Origin of the sequence: Streptomyces sp. AC602_WCS936 (genome assembly GCF_019049125.1) — a bacterium.
In the GTDB taxonomy this organism is placed as follows: Bacteria; Actinomycetota; Actinomycetes; order Streptomycetales; family Streptomycetaceae; genus Streptomyces.
In genome coordinates this window covers 1-18,406 of record NZ_JAGMUF010000057.1, presented here as the reverse complement: position 1 = coordinate 18,406, position 18,406 = coordinate 1, and the positions used below count along the sequence as shown (strand labels likewise).

Genomic DNA, 18,406 nt, shown 5'->3' with positions numbered 1-18,406 from the left:
CGTATGCGCGTACTGGTCACCGGCGGTGCCGGGTTCATCGGGTCCCACGTCGTCGAGGCCCTGCGGGCGGACGGGCACGACGCCGTCTGCTTCGACGTACGCGAGGATCCCGGCGACGACGTGCGTGACCCGGCGGCCGTGGCGCGGGCCCTGGCAGGGGTGGACGCGGTGTGCCACCAGGCGGCGATGGTCGGGCTCGGCACCGGGTTCGCCGACGCCGCGGAGTACGTCTCGCGCAACGACCTCGGCACCGCCGTCCTGCTCGCCGCGATGGCCGAGGCGGGCGTGCGGCGGCTCGTGCTGGCCGGGTCGATGGTCGTCTACGGGGAAGGACGCTACGGCTGTCCGCGGCACGGGGTGGTGCGGCCGGGTCCGCGCGCCGTGGCCGATCTGGAGGCGGGACGGTTCGAGCCCCCGTGCCCGGTGTGCGGTGCGGACCTGGTGCCGGGACTGGTCGGTGAGGACGCCCCGGCCGATCCGCGCAACGTGTACGCGACCACCAAACTGGCCCAGGAGCACCTGGCCGCCGCCTGGGCCCGGACGACCGGCGCCACGGCTGTGTCGCTGCGCTACCACAACGTGTACGGACCCCGGATGCCCCGCGACACCCCGTACGCCGGTGTCGCCTCCTTCTTCCGCTCCGCCCTCGCGCGTGGCGAGGCTCCGCGGGTCTTCGAGGACGGGTGTCAGCGCCGGGACTTCGTGCACGTCCGGGACGTGGCCGCGGCGAACGTCGCCGCGCTGACGGTCCAGAGGCCGGGCGGCGGCCTCGTCGCCTACAACACCGGCAGCGGTGAGCCGCACACGGTCGGGGAGATGGCCCGCGCCCTGGCGGCGGCGTACGGCGGGCCGGAGCCCGTCGTCACCGGCGAGTACCGCCTGGGCGACGTACGCCACATCACCGCGGACTCCGCGCGGCTGCGGAACGAGACGGGGTGGCGGCCGCGGGTCGGGTTCGCCGAGGGCATGCGGGAGTTCGCACGGGCGGAGTTGCGCCGCCGGTGACCGCGTGCCCGGGGGTTCAGGTTTCCGCCGGAGGCAGGAGCACCTCGAAGCGGCAGCCGCCCGGGATGTTGCGGACCGTGGCGCGGCCGCGGTGGGCCTCGACGATGCCGCGCACGATGGCCAGGCCCAGACCCGCGCCGGCCGGGGGCGTACGGGCGTGGGTGCCGCGCCAGCCGGTGTCGAAGACGCGGGGCAGGTCCTCCTCGGGGATGCCGCCGCAGCCGTCGGTCACCGAGACCACGACGCCCTCGGAGGAGCGCTCGGCGGCGACCGCGACCGTGCCGTCGGCGGGGGTGCGGCGGATCGCGTTGACGAGGAGGTTGCCGAGGACCCGGCTCATCTCCTTGCCGTCCACCTCGACCGGTACGGCCGCCACCGCGTCGCCGACCAGCCGTACGCCGTGCTCGCGGGCGAGCGGGTCCGCGCCCGCGAGGGCGTCGCCGACCAGGTCGTAGAGGGAGACCCTGGCCGGAGCGAGGGGAAGGGTGCCGGCGTGGATGCGGGAGAGTTCGAAGAGGTCGCCGACCATGTCGTTGAGGCGTTCCACCTCGGTGCGGATCTGGCGCAGATAGCGGTCGGGGTCGGCGGCGACGCCGTCCTCCAGGGCCTCGGACATGGCGCGCAGGCCGGCCAGTGGGGTGCGCAGGTCGTGCGAGATCCAGGTGACCAGTTCGCGCCGGGAGGTCTCCAGGGCGCGTTCCCGTTCGCGGGACTCGGCGAGCCGGGCGCTGGTGGCCGCCAGTTCCCGGCTGAGCGCGTCGAGTTCGGCGGTGGCCGGTGTGGTGGGTGCCGCGTAGTCGCCGTCGTCTCCGAACGAGCGAGCCGCCGCCGCCAGTTCACGGCTTCGGGCGACCACCCAGCGGCCGAGCAGCAGCGCGGTGGCGAGGGAGACGACGGCGGCCATGGCCACGACGGTCGTGACGACGGACAGGTCGTGCGGGGACAGGAACATCGCCCACGCGACCGCGAGGGTGCCCGCGAGCATCGCGAGGACGGCGACGGCTGCCACCACGGCGAGCGACGCCGTCAGCGAGCGCCGCCGGATCAGCCGCAGCACGCCCGCGCCGGCCAGGCCGGTGGCGGCGGCACCGGCGAAGGCGTAGAGGGCGATGAGGAGGGTGTCGTGCACGTCAGTCCGCCTCCCGTCCGGCGGGGTCGAAGCGGTAGCCGACGCCCCACACGGTCTGTATCAGCCGGGGGCGGGCCGGATCGTCCTCGACCTTGCCGCGCAGCCGCCGTACATGGACGGTGACGGTGGACAGGTCGCCGAAGTCCCAGCCCCACACCTCGCGCATCAGCTCCTCGCGGGCGAAGGCCTTCCCGGGGTGCCGGAGGAAGAAGGCGAGCAGGTCGAACTCGCGCAGGGTGAGAGCCAGTTCGACACCGTCCTTGGTGGCCCGGCGAGCGGTGGGGTCAGCGGTCAGGCCGGCCGCGGACGGCGGGCGCGGCGCTGCGGCGGGCCGGGTGCGGCGCAGGACCGACTCCACCCTCAGCACCAGCTCCCGCGGGCTGAACGGCTTGGTCACGTAGTCGTCGGCGCCGACCTCGAGGCCCAGGATCCGGTCGTCCTCGTCACCTCGGGCGGTCAGCATGATGACCGGCACGGGTCCCGTGCCGCGTATCCGCCGGCACACCTCGAGGCCGTCCATGCCGGGCAGCATCAGGTCCAGCACGACCAGGTCCGGCCAGTGCGCGGCGGCTCGGTCGAGCGCGGCCGGACCGTCGTCGGCCCGGTCCACCACGTGACCGGCGCGCTCCAGGTAGCCGGCGACGACTTCCGCGACCGTGGGGTCGTCGTCGACGACCAGGATCCGGGCGGGACCGGCAGGGGGCCCGTCCGGAGGTCTGCGGGGGGACAGGTCCGTGAAGGTGGACTCGTGGGGCTGCTGCATGCGCCAAGCCTCGCACCGCGGGCGCGCGGGCGTCGCCGCCGGGAGCTGCACCGGCCGCGACGTCCGCGTTTCGTAAGGAACGAAGGTCCGGTTCGCGCGTTTTGCGCTCGTAGGGTGAAAGCCGTGACCACCTCGCCCCCTCCGGACGTCGACGTCGTACTCCCGTGCCTGGACGAGGCCCGGGCCCTGCCCTGGGTCCTGGCCCGTGTCCCGGCCGGCTGGCGTGCGCTCGTCGTCGACAACGGCTCCACCGACGGTTCGGCGGACATCGCCCGCGCGCACGGCGCCACGGTCGTGACCGAGCCGCGCCGTGGTTTCGGCGCCGCCTGCCACGCCGGGCTGACCGCCGCCACCGCCGACGTCGTCTGCTTCTGCGACTGCGACGCCTCTCTCGACCCCGCCCTGCTGGTGCCCTTCGTGCGCGAGATCCGGGCCGGCGGCACCGACCTCGTCCTCGGCCGCAGACGCCCGCAGGGCCGGGGTGCGTGGCCCGCGCACGCCCGCGCCGGCAACCTCGCCCTCGCCCGGATGCTGCGCCGCCGCACCGGCCTGCGCCTGCACGACCTGGGGCCGCTGCGCGCCGCCCGCCGCGAGGCGCTGCTCGGTCTCGGCCTCACCGACCGGCGCAGCGGCTACCCACTCCAGATGGTGGTCCGCGCCGCCGACGCCGGCTGGCGGGTCACCGAGCACGACGTCCCGTACCTGCCGCGCACCGGCGCCTCGAAGGTGACGGGCACGTGGCGCGGCACCTGGCACGCCGTACGGGACATGCGCCGCGTCCTGGCCGAGGCACCGGACGTCCGAGAGGAGACCTCCAGGTGAGTGCAGCGACCACTCTCCTCGTCATCGCCAAGGAGCCGCGCCCCGGCCGGGTCAAGACCCGGCTCACCCCGCCCTTCACGCCCGCCGAGGCGGCCGCGCTGGCCGAGGCGGCGCTCGCCGACACCCTGCGCGCCGTGGCCGCGACGCCCGCACTCCGCCGGGTCCTGGTGCTCGCCGGAGAACCGGGCCCCTGGCTGCCGGCCGGCTTCGACGTCGTACCGCAGTGCCCGGGCGGCCTCGACGAACGGCTCGCCGCCGCGTTCGCCGGGTGTACGGGGCCCGCCCTGCTGATCGGGATGGACACCCCGCAGGTGACGCCGGAACTGCTCGACGTGGACTTCGCCGACTGCGACGCCTGCTTCGGCCCGGCCGAGGACGGCGGTTTCTGGGCCTTGGCCCTGTCCCGCCCCGACCCCGCCCTGCTGCGTGGCGTGCCCATGTCGACACCGGTGACGGGCGCCGTGCAGCGTGGGCGGCTGCTCGCGGCCGGGCTGCGGGTACGCGACCTGCCGCTGCTCCGGGACGTCGACACCGCCGACGACGCGCGGGCCGTGGCCGCGCTGGTCCCGCACGGGCGCTTCGCCGCCCGGCTCGCGGCGTGCGCGCCGGGCGCGGACCGGCGGGTGCGCCGGTGAGGGCGGCCCCGCACGTGGGCTCCGGCCGGCTGTCCGCGCCGCCCGCCGCCGCCCGGGCCTGGGAGGCCTGCGACCCCTATACGGCCGCGCTGCGGGCCGGTCGCGGGCCGCTGTTCCTGCGGCGCACCGACGGCTGGCTGCTGCCGCTGGACGTGGAGCGGTGGTGTGCGCGGGCCGACGCGGTCGACCTGGACGTGCTGGACCGGTGCGAGGGCACCGTGCTGGATGTGGGCTGCGGCCCGGGCCGGCTGGTGGCGGAGCTCGCCGCCCGGGGCCGTACCGTCCTCGGTATCGACGTCAGCGCGGCCGCCGTGGCCCGCACCGTACGCACCGGCGGCCAGTCGCTGCGGCGCTCCGTGTTCGAGTCGCTGCCCGGCGAGGGACGCTGGGGCACCGTCCTGCTCATGGACGGCAACATCGGCATCGGCGGCGACCCCGGCGCCCTGCTCGCCCGCGTCGCCGCCCTGCTCGCACCCGGCGGCCTGCTGATCGCCGAGACAGCCCGGGCGGACGTCGACGAGCGCGCTCACGTGCAGGTCGTCGACGACACGGACGGCCACGCGTCCGGCAGCCCCTTCCCGTGGGCGCGGATCGGCACCCGCGCCCTGCGCCGCCGCGCGGCCGCCGGCGGTTGGCGGACGGCCGCTCAGTGGACGTCGGGGGAACGCCGCTTCGTCGCCCTGCGCAGCAGCAACAGCAGCGCCGAACCGCCGAACAACGCGGCTGTGATCAGCAGCCAGCGAGTGAGGAAGCCGTCCGCCGACAGTCCGGCGACCGACCGGTAGCGCGCGTCCACCCGGCCGCTGATCAGCGGAAACCACACCAGTAGAAGCAGCGCCGAGAAGGCGGCCGGGACCCGCACGTACGGCACCCACTCACGACGGCCCGCCTTCCCCAGCCCGCTCACCACGGCCCGGTCGGCCACCGCGTACAGCGGCAGCAACACCAGGTCGTGCAAGAGCGCCGCCCCCACGAACCACAGCGCCACGCCGAGCCAGTCACCGGCGAGCAGCCGCACCCCCGCGTAGCCCGCGAGCGCGAACGAGGCGGCGAGCAGCAGGATCTGGAAAGGGCCGCCGATCACGGGCCGTGGCAGCCGCAGTACCGGCAGCCGCAATCTGCGTACGAGGTTCATCCCAGGTCTCCGAACGTCATCCGCGCCACCCACTTCGTGTTCAGCACGCCGGGCGCGGCGGGCACGATGATCCGCGCCGGGTAGCCGTGGTCCGGGCTCAGCGTCTCCCCGTTGACGTACAGCGCGAGCAGGGAGCGCGGGTCGGCCACCTGGTTGCCGCGCAGGGCGCCGCTGCGGAAGGCGCCCCGCCGCTGGAGGGATTCGACGAGCACGTCCGGCGAGTCGCCGTCGAAGCCCACCAGGGCGGCGAGGTCGCGCAGCCGCACCCCGCGCCACCACTGGTCGGAGGTCGACCAGCCTTCGACGCAGGCGATGGGCAACGCGGCGCTGTGCAGCGGCAGTCGCAGCAGGTCGGCGCGGCCGAGGCGGACCGTTTTGGTGGGGCCGACGACGACGAGCCGCCACGCGTCCTCGTGTGTCTCGGCCGGGTCGATGCCCGCGTACGCGGCGGTCTTGTTGATCTGGAAGCCGTTCGGGCCGCCGCCCGGTTCGGCACCGCCGTGCGGCGCAAGCACGGCCGTCGCCCGCACCGCCCCGTCGAAGCTTCGGCCGGCGCTGGTGGCGAACAGCACCAGCGATCCCCCGCCGACCGCCCACAGGGCCCCGCGCCGCGACACCGTCGGCGCGTCGGGCCGCGACGCCACGAGGCTGTCCGGCTCCTCCCCTCCCCCGGCACGCATCTGGCGTACGTTGCGCACCGCGGCCGGCGCCTTCAGCGCGACGTGCGCGAGGAACGCGGCGAAGAAGACCCAGGCGCCGTAGAAGTGCAGCGGATAGAAGGAGCCGGGGAAGACGTACTCCAACTGAACGTTGAGCACCCCGGTGACGAACTCGAACAGCGCGCCTCCCACCAGGAGCAGCAGTGAGAGCCGCTCCAGCGCGTGGGCGACCGAACGGGCCGGCGGCAGCGTGAACAGCCTCGGCACCACCGACCACAGTTTGGCCAGCAGTACCGGGATCAGAGTCAGCCCGAGGGTGACGTGGACGCCCTGAGTGAGGCGGTACAGCCAGGGCGGGTCGGTCGGCCAGGCGAAGAGATAGAAGCCGAGAAGTCCCTTGTCCGGGGTCTTGTCGTTGACCGGGGACAGGTCGGGGTTGTAGGCGGCGTACGAGAGCAGGCCGGTCACGAACAGCACGCTGACGCCGACGAGCAGGACGAGGCCGAGTACCGAGGTGAACCAGGGGCCGCGCAGGGGGCTGCGCCAGAAGCTCGGCGAGGACGGAAGCCGTGTGGCGAGGTCGCGCATGTTCCGACGGTAGGCCGCGATCGGCGCCCGGTACGGCCCACGACCCATGACGAAACGCTGACGTCCGCCGTGCGCACCGACCGGTGCGCCATCTCCCGGCCTACGGTGCCGGTGTGACCCGCCTCCGCTCCGTTCCCCGCGACCTGTACGCTGCCGCGGCCGCCGCGCTGCTCGTCGCGGCAGCCGGCCTCGTCGGCCGGTACCTGTTCACCTACGACGACCTGATCGTCGGCTGGCCACCCCTGCTGGGCCGCTGGGACCCGCACCTGGGCCCCGGCACGCCGGCGGCCGTCCTGGTGGCGGTGGCGACCGTGGCGTACGGCCCGGCCGTCGCCGCCCGCCTGCCGTGGCGCGCCCTGCTTCCCGCGGCTTGGGGCGCGGCGATGGCCTGGACCTGGTCACTGGCCCTGATCGACGGCTGGCAACGGGGCATCGCGGGCCGGCTCACCACCCATCAGGAGTACCTGTCGGTCATCGGCCGCTGGAACGACATCCCGGCGACCCTGCGCGACTTCACCCAGCACATCCTGCTCCACTCCCCCGACAACTGGCCGGCCCACGTCGCCGGTCACCCCCCGGCGGCCACGCTCACCTTCGTGCTGCTCGACCGGCTCGGGCTGCGCGGCGGGGGCTGGGCCGGGGCCTGGTGCATCACCATCGGCGCGACGGCATGCGTGGCGGTGCTGGTGGCGGTGCGCGCCCTGGCCGGCGAACGGCTCGCCCGGCGGGCGGCTCCCTTCCTGGTGCTGGCACCGGCCGCGGTGTGGATGGGCACGTCCGCCGACGGCTACTTCGCGGCGGTCGCCGCGTGGGCCGTGGCCCTGCTGGCCCTCGCCGTCACGCGACGCTCGCTGTGGTGGGCGGCGGGCTCGGGGCTGCTGTTCGGCCTGACCTGCTACCTCTCGTACGGGCTCACGCTCTTCGCGGTGCCCGGGGCGGCGGTGCTGCTGCTGGGCAGACGCGAGGTGCGGAAGCGGCCGCTGCTGTTCGTGCCGCTGCTGGCGGGGACGGCGGTGGTGCCCGTGGCGTTCGGCGTCGCCGGGTTCGACTGGTGGGAGGCTTACCACCTGCTGGTCACCCGCTACTACGAGGGTGCGGGCGGGGTCCGCCCCTACGGCTACTGGGTGTGGGCCAACCTCGCCTGCACGGTGCTCATCACGGGCCTGGCGACGGCGGCGGGCCTGCGCCGGACCGCGCTGGTCCGACGGCACGGTGAGGAGGTCCGCACCGAGGACAGCCGCCTCGCGTTCCTCATCGCCGCGTCGCTGCTCGCCCTGCTCGTCGCCGACCTGTCCGGCATGAGCAAGGCGGAGACGGAACGCATCTGGCTCCCCTTCGCCCTGTGGCTCCTGCCGGCCTGCGCGTTCCTCACCCGCCCGCGCGCCTGGCTGACAGCGCAGGCGGTGCTGGCCCTGCTCCTCAACCACCTGCTGGCGACCGGCTGGTGAGCGCGGTGCGCGCGGTGGTTCACGGCCGCGGCGTAAGAGTTTCGTCATCTGCCGGGTGCCCCGTGTCGGCCGGTTCTCGCATTGAATGGTCCCAGGTCAACGACTGTCGGGAGGGGCGCAATGAGACGTCTTCGAAGTGTGCTGGTCAGGCCGTGGGTCATCACCGCGCTGACCGTGGCTGTCGCGGTGGGCGGTTTCGGCTCCTACTGGTTCCAGCCATGGAAGCTGTGGCAGGAGGAGACCGTCAACGAGGCACTGCCCGGAGCCGTGCCGCCACCGCGGCCGTCCGCTGGGGAGCCGGCCGACGGCACCCCTTCCGCACCGGCCTCGGCCGGACCGGTGACCCTCGCGAGCGGCGGGCTGATCAGCCACGAGCACGCGACCTCGGGAACGGTGAAGCTGGTGCGGCTCACCGACGGCTCCCACATCGTGCGTGTCGAGAACCTCGACACGAGCAACGGCCCGGACCTGCGGGTGTGGCTGACCGATGCGCCGGTGAAGTCGGGGACGGCCGGCTGGCACGTGTTCGACGACGGGGAGTACGTCAGTCTCGGGAAGCTCAAGGGGAACAAGGGCAGCCAGAACTACACGGTACCGGCCGACGTCGACCCGTCCCGTTACACCAGTGTGAGCATCTGGTGCGACCGCTTCGACGTCTCCTTCGGCGCCGCTGAGCTCGCCCGCGTCTGAGAGTGCTCGCGCTGCTGTTCACCGCCGTCCTGCTTCCGCCGGCCGCCAACACCGTGACCACCGTGCTTGCTGAACACGTGGGCCTCGCCCCGGCGAACCACCGCCGATCAAGGACCTCCTCAACAGCCTCGAGGGCCAGGTCCCCGACGGACTGCCCATCGTGGTCGACGCCACCCGACGCCAACAGATCAAGGCCGGCAAGGTCGGAGGATGACGCGTGGGAGGCCTGCTGCCTCAGCTCCGTGCCTACCCTCCGACTGAGCGGCTTCTCCGCACACCGGGAAGAGTTCAGGAACGCCGCTTCGGGCGGTAGGTACGCCCGAAGCTACGCGGACTGTCCTCGTAGATCTCAACCAGCTCCCAGTAGATCCGCTGCCCGCCGGGAACGTCGAAGACCTGCAACTCGTCGATGAGGTCGTGCTCGAGCGCCTGCCGGGCGATGTCGGCGCTGATGATCTGCACGTCCCTGTCGCCGGCGACTTCCTGAGCGCGACGGACCGCCTCCACGATGTCGCAGTTCAGGACGACGACGGCCGGGGCGTCGGCGATCTCCTCCGGTCGGTGGGTCAGGATGAACTCGACTCCGGACCACGCGCCGCCGTATGCCTCCGACGTCGTGTCGTCCCGCTCGTCCTGCTGCGCTTTAGGCGACCTTTCCCATGCGTCCTCCTCGCCAGTCGGCGGCCCCGTCTTTCCACGGCCATCATGAGTGACTCCGACCCACTTCCGCCGGCTCTCCCGTCGCTGGAGCCCTGGCCGAGCAAGCCGCACCGAGGTGAGGCTGCTGCGCGTGAGGTTGAATGAGCTGCGTGAATGAAACTGCTGCTTTGCGTCTTCGCCGGGCCGTTCGGCTTATCGAGGCGGCCACCCGGAATCGTGCCACAACGGGGCGCGGCCCGGGCGAAGCCGATGACGTGGTCGGTACGTTCGCCACGGACGGCGCCTTCGGCTTCGATCCGTTTCCATTCCTTCGGGCTCTTCACGAGGCCGGTTCACGTGCGGTGGTCATAGGCCAGGTGGCCGGCATCATGCACGGCTCGGCAGAACCGACCGGCGACCTCGACCTGCTGTGGGACGGTACGCCCGAGCAGGCGCACGCCCTGCGCGAGGCCCTGACCGCCACGGGTTGTGCGAACCTGCCCGACCTCGCTCGCTCTCAGGTGGCCTACCAGGTCATCGGCGCCGACGGCGACCTGTGCACTCCCGCCCTGCCCTGGGGCGACCTGGACGTCTCGCCCTGCCTTGCCCGGGCGGTCAACGCCCACGATCCGGCGGGTTTCGACATCCTCTACGCCGGCCTGGACGACCTGATCCTTATGCGCCGTTCCCTCGGCCGTCCCAAGGACCTCCGTCGCGCGGACGAACTTGAGGCCTTGCGCCCTTGAGGGGACTGGGAAGCCCAAGCACTCAAGGGCGCCGAGCGCGGTCCCGACGCGCCGCTCCTCCAGCGATCAGTGGAGGGTGTACTCGCACATGTGCTTGCCGTCGACGCCACCAGGGTCCTCGGCGACCTTCTCACCGTCGACGGTGATCGAGCAAGGAGCGGCGCCGAGCTGGCCGTTGGGCAGCTCCACGGCACCCGGCACGATGGACACGGTGATCCCCACCTTGCGTTCGGTGCCGTTCAGGGTGAGCTTGTCCGACTTCTTCCACGGCAGGGTGACCTGCTCGAAATGGTTCGTGTCGAGGTTGTAGCCCACTCTGGACGTGCCCTTGCCGCCGACTTGCAGAGTGATCTCGTATGTCTTGTCCTGGCCGCCTGCGGCCGGTTTCGACGACGACGTGGTCGTGCCCTTGTCTGCGCGCTCCTTCTTCCCCTCGTCGCCGCTGCCGCAGGCGGTCATCAGCCCGGCCGTTACCAGGAGCGCCACTGTGGTTGCTGTCCTGCGCATGTGTGTATCCCCCGTGGTGCAGGTGTGATTCCGTGTCGAAGCATCGTAGGCGGGGCTTGGCCTCAGGTCGTCGCCGGGTCCTGCGGGGGAACTCCACGGGCCGGGCCAGGGCCATCACGGCGCGTGTCGAGGTCAGGAGGAAGAATGAGCGGCATGACCATGGTGAAAGACGTCGATGTCCGCGGTATGCGGCACTGTGAGACGACTGCTCTGGGCGTGCTGCTGCGGCACGAGGGACTCGACTTGTCCGAGCCCATGCTGTTCGGGCTCGGCTCCGGGCTGTCCTTCGTCTACTGGGACAGCAAAGCCATGGGCTTCCCCTTCCTGGGAGGCCGGGTCAAGCCTTTCGAGCTGACCAGGAGCCTGGCCTCCGCACTCGGGCTTCAGCTGCTGGTCCAGGAGACCGCCTCTCCACGCAAGGCATGGAAGAACGTGGCGGCACCCATCGACGCCGGTCAGCCGGTCGGCCTTCAACTCGACAGCTACCACCTGGACTACTTCAGCACCAAGGTGCACTTCGGCGGGCACGTCGTGGCCATGTACGGCTACGACGGACAGGACGCCTACCTGGTGGACACCGACCCGCAGGGCGGAGCGGTCTCCACCAGCCTCGCCGCCCTGGCCAGGGCCAGGGCCGAGCGCGGCCCCATGTCCGCCAGGCACCGATCCTTCACCATCACGGCGCCCAGCAGCCTGACGTCGCCGCAGGAGCGGATCATCCCCGCGATCAGGACCTGCGCCAACGCCTTCCTCAACCCGCCCATCGCGAACCTGGGTCACCGAGGCATCGAGAAGACCGCCAAGCAAGTGCCGAAGTGGCTGCAGCGCACCGCCGACCCGCGGGAGGACCTGCCACGGGCCGCCGCCCTCATGGAGCGGGCCGGCACCGGCGGCGCCCTGTTCCGCAATCTCTACCGGGACTTTCTCGCCGAGTGTGCCCAGCTGATCGACAGCAGCCACCTGCGCACTGGCCACAGCCTGTATGCCGAGGCCGCCACCCTCTGGACACAGGTGGCCGCGCTCGTCGCGGCAGCAGGCGAATCCGGCGACACGAAGGACCTCACGCAGGCCGGCTCCGTCCTCCACGACCTCTCGCGTATCGAGCACGACGCGATGCAGGCACTCAGCATGCTGTGACGTCTTCCGAAAGGTTGATTGAGTATCCGTGGATCCCGACTTCCGGATGTTCGGGGACTCGGAGCGGCGCCTAGTTTCAGGTGTCGGCCGACCGGACTGCGAGACCGCGCAGCGAATTCGCGGAACTCCTCCAGCCTCGGTCGACCGACAGTGTGCACGGGCGTGTGGAACGGACCGCGCATGCCATCTCCCGGCTGTCCCGAGCCGGATGGCATGGCGCTGCTTCCCGGGGGTCGGTCGGTGTGCTCCGCGGTGCGCCTCGACGCCGGAAGCTCTTCCGCACGCCCGGGCACGCATGCCCGTTGAACGGCGTGGATGGATGTGACTGCCTGCTCGGAATGGGTACCGCCCACCGTTGCGGATTCGCGCCGTGGCTCTTGTGGTTCGCCGGAGGAGGGTCAGCGGACGTCCTGCTCTCACGTCTGTTCGGGTGTGTCGTCACCTTGGTACCGTGCCGGAACGGCGCCTTCCGTGGGGCGTCACGGTGGATGGGCTCCGCCTGAGGAGAGCGAGGATGACGGCGTGATCGCGACGCGTGGTTCCGCTCTGCGGCCCCTGGCACGCGCCCTGGCCGACGAACGTGCCGATCCGGTGCTGTTGTTCGTCGAGGGTCTCGCCGGTCAGGGAAAGAGCCATCTGCTTCAGGAACTGGCCGGCCTGCCCGAGACGGCGAACACGGTCCGTGTGTGGTGGCGGTGTGGAGTCGACGGCGGGCCGTCGGACGGGGACGGGGACCGGCGGATGCCGGCCCTGTGGCTGGTGGACGACGTTCACCGGGCGGACGAGGACGAACTCCGACGGTTGCGTCTGGTGCTGGAAGGGCTCGGGCCGGGCTCCGGGGCCGCTGTGGCCTATCGCCCGGAGGAACTCTCCGTCCCCGGTCTTCCGCTGGGCAGCCCGCCGATGGCGTACCCGCCCCGGATGACGGTGCTCCGGCACCGGCTTGAGTCCTGGGACGAGGAACGGGTCCGCCGGGCCGCCGTGGAGGCGCTGGGCGAGGACTGTACGGCCGAAGCGGTGCGCACGCTGCACGAGCAGACCGGCGGCGTGCCCCGCGTGGTCGTCGACCTCCTCGCCGTACTGAGGGAGCGGCGGCCCGCGTTCGCCGGTACGGGAGCCGAGGTGGAAGCGGCCGGTACGCCGACCCGGCTGGCGGAGCTGGTGTTGAGCCGTACGCACGCGCTGTCCCCCGCGGACCGGCCGGTGGTCTGGGCGGCCGCCGTCCTTGACGAACCCGCCGGCCGCGACGAACTGATCGCGGTGTCGGGACTTGGAGCCGCGTCGGGGAACAGCGCACTGCTGCGGGCCTTGGACTCCGCGGCCCTGGCGGAGCTGGGCGAAGACCGCTACGGCTTCGCCGTCCCGCTCGCGGCGCCGGCTGTACGAGCCTCCATGCCCGGGCCCGTCCGCCAGGACCTCCACCGGCGGGCGGCGGGTGCGCTGAGCCGCAGACAGCCCGTCGCCTGGCACGCCGTGGCCGAACACCACAGGGCGGCCGGCGACAGCCGCAGATGGATCAAAGCGGTGGAGAAGGCCGCGGAGTCGGCGGCGGCCTCCAGTCGGCACCAGCAAGCCGTCACGCTACTGGAACGGACGCTGGCCGCCCCGGGCCTTCCGCCCCAGGTCCGCGCCCGGCTGGCACCGCTGCTGGCCCGCAGCGCGGTGACCGGACTGCGCTCGGACCAGACCGTGGAGGTCCTCGCGCAGATCGTGCAGGACACGTCTCTGCCGCCGGCCGTGCGCGGGGAGCTGCGGCTCGATCTGGGGCTGTTGCTGTGCAATCAGATGGGTCGGTACCCCGAGGGCCGGCGGGCTCTGGAGACCGCCGCCGCCGAACTGGTCGAGGTCCGTCCCGGCCTGGCCGCACGCGCCATGGCGGCGCTGTCCAGCCCCTACTGGCCGGGCGACTCCATCGACGTCCACCGAGAGTGGTTGGTCAAGGCCATGGCCGCAGCGGAGGCGAGCGGGGACGGCTCGATGCGTACGGCGGTCCTGGCCAACCGCGCCGCCCTCGCTACGAGTTGTGCCGAACCGGACGCGTGGGAGCTGGTGAAGGGGCTTCCCCTGGAAGCCACCGACCCCGCGTGCGCCCGGCAGGCGGCACGCGGCCTGTGCAACGCCGCGGACTCCGCCGTCTGGCTCGGCCTGCACGAGCAGGCGGAAGACCTGCTCGCGCAGGGACGGGACCTGTCCGCGCGGAGCGGCGCGCCCTACTTCGAGCACAACGCGCTGGGGGCCCAACTGCTCCAGGAATGGTGGACCGGCCGGTGGTCGGGCCTGGCCAAGCGGTGCGAGGACTTCGTCGCCGCGACCGCCGACATGCCGCTCATCGCCTCCGACGCCTACATCGTGCGCGGCCTGCTCGCCCTCGCCCAGGGCGACTGGGGGGAGGCCGCGTGCTGGCTGTCCCAGCGTGGGACGTTCGGCACGAAGGACCTGCCCGTTCCCCTGACCGCGACCGCCGCCGGCGCCGTGGTCCGGCTCGCCCTGGCCCGCCAGGAGGTGGAGGCCGCGGCGGAACAGGCGCGTGCCGCGTGGCAGGTGGTGGCCGAGAAGGGAGTGTGGTCGTGGGCCGCGGAACTCGCGCCGTGGGCCGTGGAAGCACTTGCCCGCGTGGGTGACAACGCCACGGCACACACCATGGTCCGGAGCTTCTCCCAGGGACTCGGACCGGGCTACGCGCCCGCCGCCAGGGCCGCACTGATCTGGAGCCGGGCCGTTCTCGCCGAAACGGAAGCCCCCGACCATGACCGGCGGGACGGACTGCTGCGGGCCGCTGAACTGTACCGGCAGGCTGCGGCCGCTTACGCGGAGCTGCCCCGCCCCTACGCCCAGGCCTTGGCCTCGGAGGGCGCCGCGCGCTGCGTACTCGCGGCGGACACGGAAGCCCATGACTGCCCGGCCGCTGAGACCGGATGCACCTCCTCGTCGACAGACCCGGCATCCGACCGCGCCTCCGCCCTGTCGGCGACCACCGAGTTGGATGCCTGCGCCCAGCGCTTCACCGACCTCGGGGCCGTCTGGGACGCGGCGCGGGCCCGGGCCCTGCTGCGCACACGGCAGCCGGCCAAGAAGGGCCGCCCTCCCGGACGCCCTTCGCACGCCGACGAGTTGTCCCCCCGGGAGGCGGAAGTCGCCCAGCTCGCCGTCTCGGGTCTCACCAATCGGGAGATCGCCGCGACCTTGCACCTCTCTCCCCGCACGGTGGAGCAGCACATCGCCCGCGCCATGCGCAAGACCGGGGCGCTCTCCCGCCGTGACCTCGACCACCGGCTGGGAGGCGCTCCTGGGAGCGGTGCGCGCCTCTTCGCACCCGGAGGGAGCCGTCCCGTCAGGGCAGGTGAGATCTGCTGAGCCGGAACCTCCTGTCGTGCCCCCAGGCATGCACAGTCGCAGCCGTCCAGTCGAGCACCCAGCCGGGGCGCAGCCCGCGCGCTCCCCAGCCGTCCGGACGCCGGCCAGGGACCGGAAGGCCCGCCTTCTGCGCGGCAACGGCCGAGTCACAGGTTTCGCGCGCGATGCGGAGCGCTGCCGACCAGGTGTCGGCCGCCCCGGTGAAAACGTGCAGCCCGTGCTGCTCGGGCCGTGCGGAGTTCCTGATGGGCACATGGACCTGGAAGTAGATTCTGGTCACGGCGCCGCCTCCTTGTTTCTACGCGCTTTTCCGCTCCATCGGCACATAGTGCGGTGAAATCGCCCGGCGGACCGCGCGCTTTGGTCAACGTATGAACCGGTCCGATCCCTGAATATCCGGACCGGCCAATCACCTATACGTATCCCGGGTGCCTTCGTGTCACGTCCGGAGAGACTGCGGCGCTCCGAGGCGCGCCGGGTTTCTTGCGTATCCGTAAATGCGCCGGCCTGATGCAACGGCGGACGTGACTCTCTTATGCTCCGCCCTGATTGCTCTCTCCCGCTTCAACGGAGCATCAAGAACTCCACGAAAAGATGCCGTCGCACGCACCTTGTAATTCGAGGAATCGCTGAGCAATAGTTCGGGATCACGGCCGGTCTTTGACTCGCCGTCAGGCAGGAGCCGTCCTGTGCCGGGGCGCTGTTGCGTTCCGGCATAAACCCCACATTGGGTTTCTGTCTGTCACCCGGAAGGAATCAACGTGCGCAACTCTCGTAAGTGCCGCCTGGCTGCGGCGGCCATCGCGCTTTCGGCCTCTGCGGTCCTGGGGACCCAGACCGTGGCGCAGGCGCAGGGCGCTGAGCCCACCCCCCACTACCAGCCCGAGATGGTCCGGGCGTTGGCCGCTTCGCTCGGTGTGAGCGAGGAGGCCGCAGCCGACCGCCTGGACCGGCAGACCGCCCAGCAGTCCAAGCTCGCGGAGCTCAAGAGGAGCGGCATATCCGGCGACGGAGCCTTCTTCGACGCCTCCGGAAAGCTGACCGTCAACGCCGCCGACACCGCCGAGGCGGCCAGAATCGAGAAGGCCGGCCTCACCGCCCGGGTGCCCGCCCGCGGTCAGACCGCACTCGACGAGATCAAGGCCGAGCTGGACGCCCTCGCCGCCAGGAAGGTCCCCTCCGGAGTGGTGGCCTGGGCCGTGGATCTGGCCTCCGACAAGGTGATCGTCAAGGTCAACAACGACCGGGGAGCCGCCGCCAAGGCGTTCCTCGCCAAGGCCGCGAGGCACGGTTCCGCCGTCGAGATCGAGCGGGGCCAGAAGGAGCTCGAGCCCAAGGCCGCGATCTACCCCGGCAGCAAGATGACGTTCAACGACACGACGCAGTGGTGCTCCGTCGGGTACGGGGCCCGCGACCGATCGGGCAACCAGTACCTGGTGACCGCAGGACACTGCGTCGTGAACACCCTGCGCTACGACGGAGCGGCCTTCGCCAAGGGCTACAAGACCCGCTACGCCCTCGGCACCCGCAGCGTCGACATGGGCATCGCAACCATCAACTCCGGCCACTCGATCACCACCAGCGTCGGCACCTGGGGCCAGGGCAGCACCAGCACGGTGGCCGTCAGGGGCAGCAGCCGGGCCGCCGCCGGCGCCGCTGTCTGCAAGTCCGGTGCCACCACCGGCTGGACCTGCGGCGCGATCAGCTCCTACAACAACACCGTCACCTACACCGACCCCAACGGCGGCCCCGACACGGTCGTCAGCGGCCTGGCCGCCTCCAGCGTCTGCGTCGAGGGCGGTGACAGCGGCGGTGCGTACATCTCCGGCAACCAGGCACAGGGCATGACCTCCGGCGGACCGACCAACCAGCAGTGCAGCGGCGGGGTCTACTCCCGAGGCTCCTCGTACTTCCAGCCGCTCGACGACGCCCTTCGCTACTACGGGCTGACGCTCAACACCAACTGAGCACGTCCGTAACAGGACCGGCCGGGGGCCGCGCGCGAGAGACAGCGAGCGGCTCCCGGCTTCGTGGTCGCCCAGTTCGCGACGGACACGGTCGAACTCCGCTGCCACCACGCCGAGGATCTCTCGATCCACTCGCAGCCTTGCCAGGGTATGGACCGCGGCCGGGTCGAAGTCTGGGACGGGGCCACGCCTGCGGTCTCGCCGCTCCGGCGTCGGCTGTTGGACTGAACGAGCGAGCCGCCGAAGGGCTGCTGCGTGGCGCCTCAAAGCCCGGCGCAGCCCAGTGGCCATTCTGGTTTCCCGGTGGCTTCTGCCGGCCGCCCGGTACAGGAGCGAATGGAGACGCTCGTGAACGATCGCACATCGAGTCCGGCCCTCCCACCTGTGGTGGACAGAGCCACCTATCAGGTGGCCCGGGAAGGTCTGCTCGTACGGGAGAAGGCGCACACCCGTGAAGGAGACGCGATCGCGGCGGCTCGCCGGCGGCTTCCGATGGTGGAGGTCGACGCCACCGTCGAGGTCATCGGCGCTGACGGGCCGGTCACGATCCTCGACGTCTTCGAAGGCCGCAAGCAACTCATCGCCTACTTCCACGCCTGGTGGCCCGGACAGCCCGCTGCCGGGCAGTGCGAGGGCTGCACGTTCTTCAACTGCCAGGTCCGCGAGTTGTCCTACATCCACTCCCGCGACGCCACGTACGCCACTCTCTGCAAGGGTCCGTACCGAGAGAGCGTCCGCTACCGCGACTTCCTGGGCTTGGACATGCCGTGGTACTCGGTCGAGAAGACGGCGCCGCAGCTCCTGGAGGGCCGTGACTGGCAGCGTCACCACCTCGTCTGCTACGTCCGCGACGGCAAGCGGGTGTTCGAGACGTACTACACCGGCGGTCGCGGCGTCGAGGTCATGGCTCCCACCCACGGACTGCTGGACATGACCGTCTACGGACGCCAGGAGGCATGGGAGGACTCCCCCCGCGGCTGGCCCCAGCCCTGGTACTCCGAGGAGAACCCTGAGGAGTGGCGCACGAACGGGCGCCCCATCGCCCAGTGGTCCCGCATCGAAGCGGGCCGCTCCGACGAGCTGACCTAGGTGTACTGCCCAGGGACGTTGGTCAACCTGGTGATGGGTGGTTTGCCGCCGGTTGCGGTGTGGGGGCGGTGGTGATTGTAGTGATGGAGCCAG

General features: G+C 71.9%; 17 protein-coding genes and 1 pseudogene. 11 read left to right on the top strand and 7 right to left on the bottom strand.

The genetic code is table 11. The features are described 5' to 3' along the window. The first annotated feature begins 3 nt into the window (after window positions 1–3). Window positions 4–1,005 (top strand): NAD(P)-dependent oxidoreductase, encoded by a 1,002-nt coding sequence (locus tag KUM03_RS20130; protein WP_217250665.1) that lies wholly within the window; start codon window positions 4–6, stop codon window positions 1,003–1,005. Between the two features lie 16 nt (window positions 1,006–1,021). On the opposite strand, the gene KUM03_RS20125 is transcribed toward KUM03_RS20130, so the two are convergent. Beyond that, on the bottom strand, window positions 1,022–2,134 hold the full coding sequence (locus KUM03_RS20125; protein ID WP_217250664.1) for a sensor histidine kinase KdpD: 1,113 nt from the start codon (window positions 2,132–2,134) through the stop codon (window positions 1,022–1,024). Between the two features lies 1 nt (window position 2,135). Further along, window positions 2,136–2,897, bottom strand: coding sequence for a response regulator transcription factor (locus KUM03_RS20120; protein ID WP_217250663.1), 762 nt, complete (start codon window positions 2,895–2,897; stop codon window positions 2,136–2,138). Between the two features lie 114 nt (window positions 2,898–3,011). Between KUM03_RS20120 and KUM03_RS20115 the strand changes: the two genes are divergently transcribed. The 3 genes and pseudogenes from KUM03_RS20115 to KUM03_RS39270 form a co-directional block, all read left to right on the top strand. Further along, the gene (locus KUM03_RS20115) at window positions 3,012–3,719 is read left to right on the top strand and encodes a glycosyltransferase family 2 protein (RefSeq protein WP_217250662.1); all 708 of its coding nucleotides are present in this window, start codon (window positions 3,012–3,014) and stop codon (window positions 3,717–3,719) included. Further along, on the top strand, window positions 3,716–4,354 hold the full coding sequence (locus KUM03_RS20110) for a DUF2064 domain-containing protein (RefSeq protein WP_217250661.1): 639 nt from the start codon (window positions 3,716–3,718) through the stop codon (window positions 4,352–4,354). The genes KUM03_RS20115 and KUM03_RS20110 overlap by 4 nt, the downstream gene beginning before the upstream one ends. After that, window positions 4,318–4,818: pseudogene (locus KUM03_RS39270) on the top strand (class I SAM-dependent methyltransferase); the annotation flags it as partial. The gene KUM03_RS20110 and the pseudogene KUM03_RS39270, both read left to right, overlap by 37 nt. Before the next feature lie 182 nt (window positions 4,819–5,000). On the opposite strand, the gene KUM03_RS39265 reads toward KUM03_RS39270, so the two are convergent. Further along, window positions 5,001–5,489: a hypothetical protein gene (locus tag KUM03_RS39265; protein WP_374225351.1), complete on the bottom strand. Its 489-nt coding sequence runs from the start codon at window positions 5,487–5,489 to the stop codon at window positions 5,001–5,003. Continuing rightward, a complete protein-coding gene (locus KUM03_RS20095) occupies window positions 5,486–6,736 on the bottom strand; it encodes a molybdopterin-dependent oxidoreductase (protein ID WP_217250659.1) in 1,251 nt (416 codons plus the stop codon). The genes KUM03_RS39265 and KUM03_RS20095 overlap by 4 nt, the downstream gene beginning before the upstream one ends. 113 nt (window positions 6,737–6,849) lie before the next feature. Here KUM03_RS20095 and KUM03_RS20090 point away from each other — a divergent pair, with 113 nt between their 5' ends. Together KUM03_RS20090 and KUM03_RS20085 are read left to right on the top strand one after the other, a co-directional pair. Then, the gene (locus KUM03_RS20090) at window positions 6,850–8,184 is read left to right on the top strand and encodes a hypothetical protein (protein ID WP_217250658.1); all 1,335 of its coding nucleotides are present in this window, start codon (window positions 6,850–6,852) and stop codon (window positions 8,182–8,184) included. Window positions 8,185–8,304: 120 nt separating this feature from the next. Continuing rightward, the gene (locus KUM03_RS20085; protein ID WP_217250657.1) at window positions 8,305–8,874 is read left to right on the top strand and encodes a DM13 domain-containing protein; all 570 of its coding nucleotides are present in this window, start codon (window positions 8,305–8,307) and stop codon (window positions 8,872–8,874) included. Window positions 8,875–9,162: 288 nt separating this feature from the next. Here KUM03_RS20085 and KUM03_RS20080 read toward each other — a convergent pair whose 3' ends face one another. Then, complete coding sequence (locus KUM03_RS20080; RefSeq protein WP_217250656.1) at window positions 9,163–9,645, bottom strand: dihydrofolate reductase family protein; 483 nt, start codon at window positions 9,643–9,645, stop codon at window positions 9,163–9,165. A 29-nt stretch (window positions 9,646–9,674) separates the two neighbouring features. On the opposite strand from KUM03_RS20080, the gene KUM03_RS20075 reads away from it, so the two are divergent. After that, the gene (locus KUM03_RS20075) at window positions 9,675–10,259 is read left to right on the top strand and encodes a hypothetical protein (RefSeq protein ID WP_217250655.1); all 585 of its coding nucleotides are present in this window, start codon (window positions 9,675–9,677) and stop codon (window positions 10,257–10,259) included. A 66-nt stretch (window positions 10,260–10,325) separates the two neighbouring features. On the opposite strand, the gene KUM03_RS20070 is transcribed toward KUM03_RS20075, so the two are convergent. Then, the gene (locus tag KUM03_RS20070) at window positions 10,326–10,766 is read right to left on the bottom strand and encodes a hypothetical protein (protein WP_217250654.1); all 441 of its coding nucleotides are present in this window, start codon (window positions 10,764–10,766) and stop codon (window positions 10,326–10,328) included. 153 nt (window positions 10,767–10,919) lie between these two features. Here KUM03_RS20070 and KUM03_RS20065 point away from each other — a divergent pair, with 153 nt between their 5' ends. Both KUM03_RS20065 and KUM03_RS20060 read left to right on the top strand, forming a co-directional pair. Then, the gene (locus KUM03_RS20065) at window positions 10,920–11,903 is read left to right on the top strand and encodes a BtrH N-terminal domain-containing protein (protein WP_217250729.1); all 984 of its coding nucleotides are present in this window, start codon (window positions 10,920–10,922) and stop codon (window positions 11,901–11,903) included. 522 nt (window positions 11,904–12,425) lie between these two features. Further along, a complete protein-coding gene (locus tag KUM03_RS20060; RefSeq protein WP_217250653.1) occupies window positions 12,426–15,257 on the top strand; it encodes a LuxR family transcriptional regulator in 2,832 nt (943 codons plus the stop codon). Here KUM03_RS20060 and KUM03_RS20055 read toward each other — a convergent pair. Further along, entirely contained in the window at window positions 15,235–15,537 is a 303-nt protein-coding gene (locus KUM03_RS20055) for a hypothetical protein (protein WP_217250652.1), read from the bottom strand. The two genes, KUM03_RS20060 and KUM03_RS20055, sit on opposite strands and share 23 nt — an antisense overlap. A gap of 481 nt (window positions 15,538–16,018) precedes the next feature. Here KUM03_RS20055 and KUM03_RS20050 point away from each other — a divergent pair, with 481 nt between their 5' ends. Together KUM03_RS20050 and KUM03_RS20045 are read left to right on the top strand one after the other, a co-directional pair. Beyond that, window positions 16,019–17,224: an alpha-lytic protease prodomain-containing protein gene (locus KUM03_RS20050; RefSeq protein ID WP_217250651.1), complete on the top strand. Its 1,206-nt coding sequence runs from the start codon at window positions 16,019–16,021 to the stop codon at window positions 17,222–17,224. A gap of 336 nt (window positions 17,225–17,560) precedes the next feature. Continuing rightward, entirely contained in the window at window positions 17,561–18,313 is a 753-nt protein-coding gene (locus KUM03_RS20045; RefSeq protein WP_217250650.1) for a DUF899 family protein, read from the top strand. Window positions 18,314–18,406 lie beyond the last annotated feature (93 nt).

Excerpts from the sequence above, each read along its gene's own strand:
- KUM03_RS39265 (WP_374225351.1), bottom strand. The coding sequence starts at position 5,489 with ATGAACCTCGTACGCAGATTGCGGCTGCCGGTACTGCGGCTGCCACGG.
- KUM03_RS20065 (WP_217250729.1), top strand. The coding sequence starts at position 10,920 with ATGACCATGGTGAAAGACGTCGATGTCCGCGGTATGCGGCACTGTGAG.
- KUM03_RS20130 (WP_217250665.1), top strand. The coding sequence starts at position 4 with ATGCGCGTACTGGTCACCGGCGGTGCCGGGTTCATCGGGTCCCACGTC.
- KUM03_RS20070 (WP_217250654.1), bottom strand. The coding sequence starts at position 10,766 with ATGCGCAGGACAGCAACCACAGTGGCGCTCCTGGTAACGGCCGGGCTG.
- KUM03_RS20120 (WP_217250663.1), bottom strand. The coding sequence starts at position 2,897 with ATGCAGCAGCCCCACGAGTCCACCTTCACGGACCTGTCCCCCCGCAGA.
- KUM03_RS20085 (WP_217250657.1), top strand. The coding sequence starts at position 8,305 with ATGAGACGTCTTCGAAGTGTGCTGGTCAGGCCGTGGGTCATCACCGCG.
- KUM03_RS20045 (WP_217250650.1), top strand. The coding sequence starts at position 17,561 with ATGGAGACGCTCGTGAACGATCGCACATCGAGTCCGGCCCTCCCACCT.
- KUM03_RS20075 (WP_217250655.1), top strand. The coding sequence starts at position 9,675 with ATGAGCTGCGTGAATGAAACTGCTGCTTTGCGTCTTCGCCGGGCCGTT.
- KUM03_RS20095 (WP_217250659.1), bottom strand. The coding sequence starts at position 6,736 with ATGCGCGACCTCGCCACACGGCTTCCGTCCTCGCCGAGCTTCTGGCGC.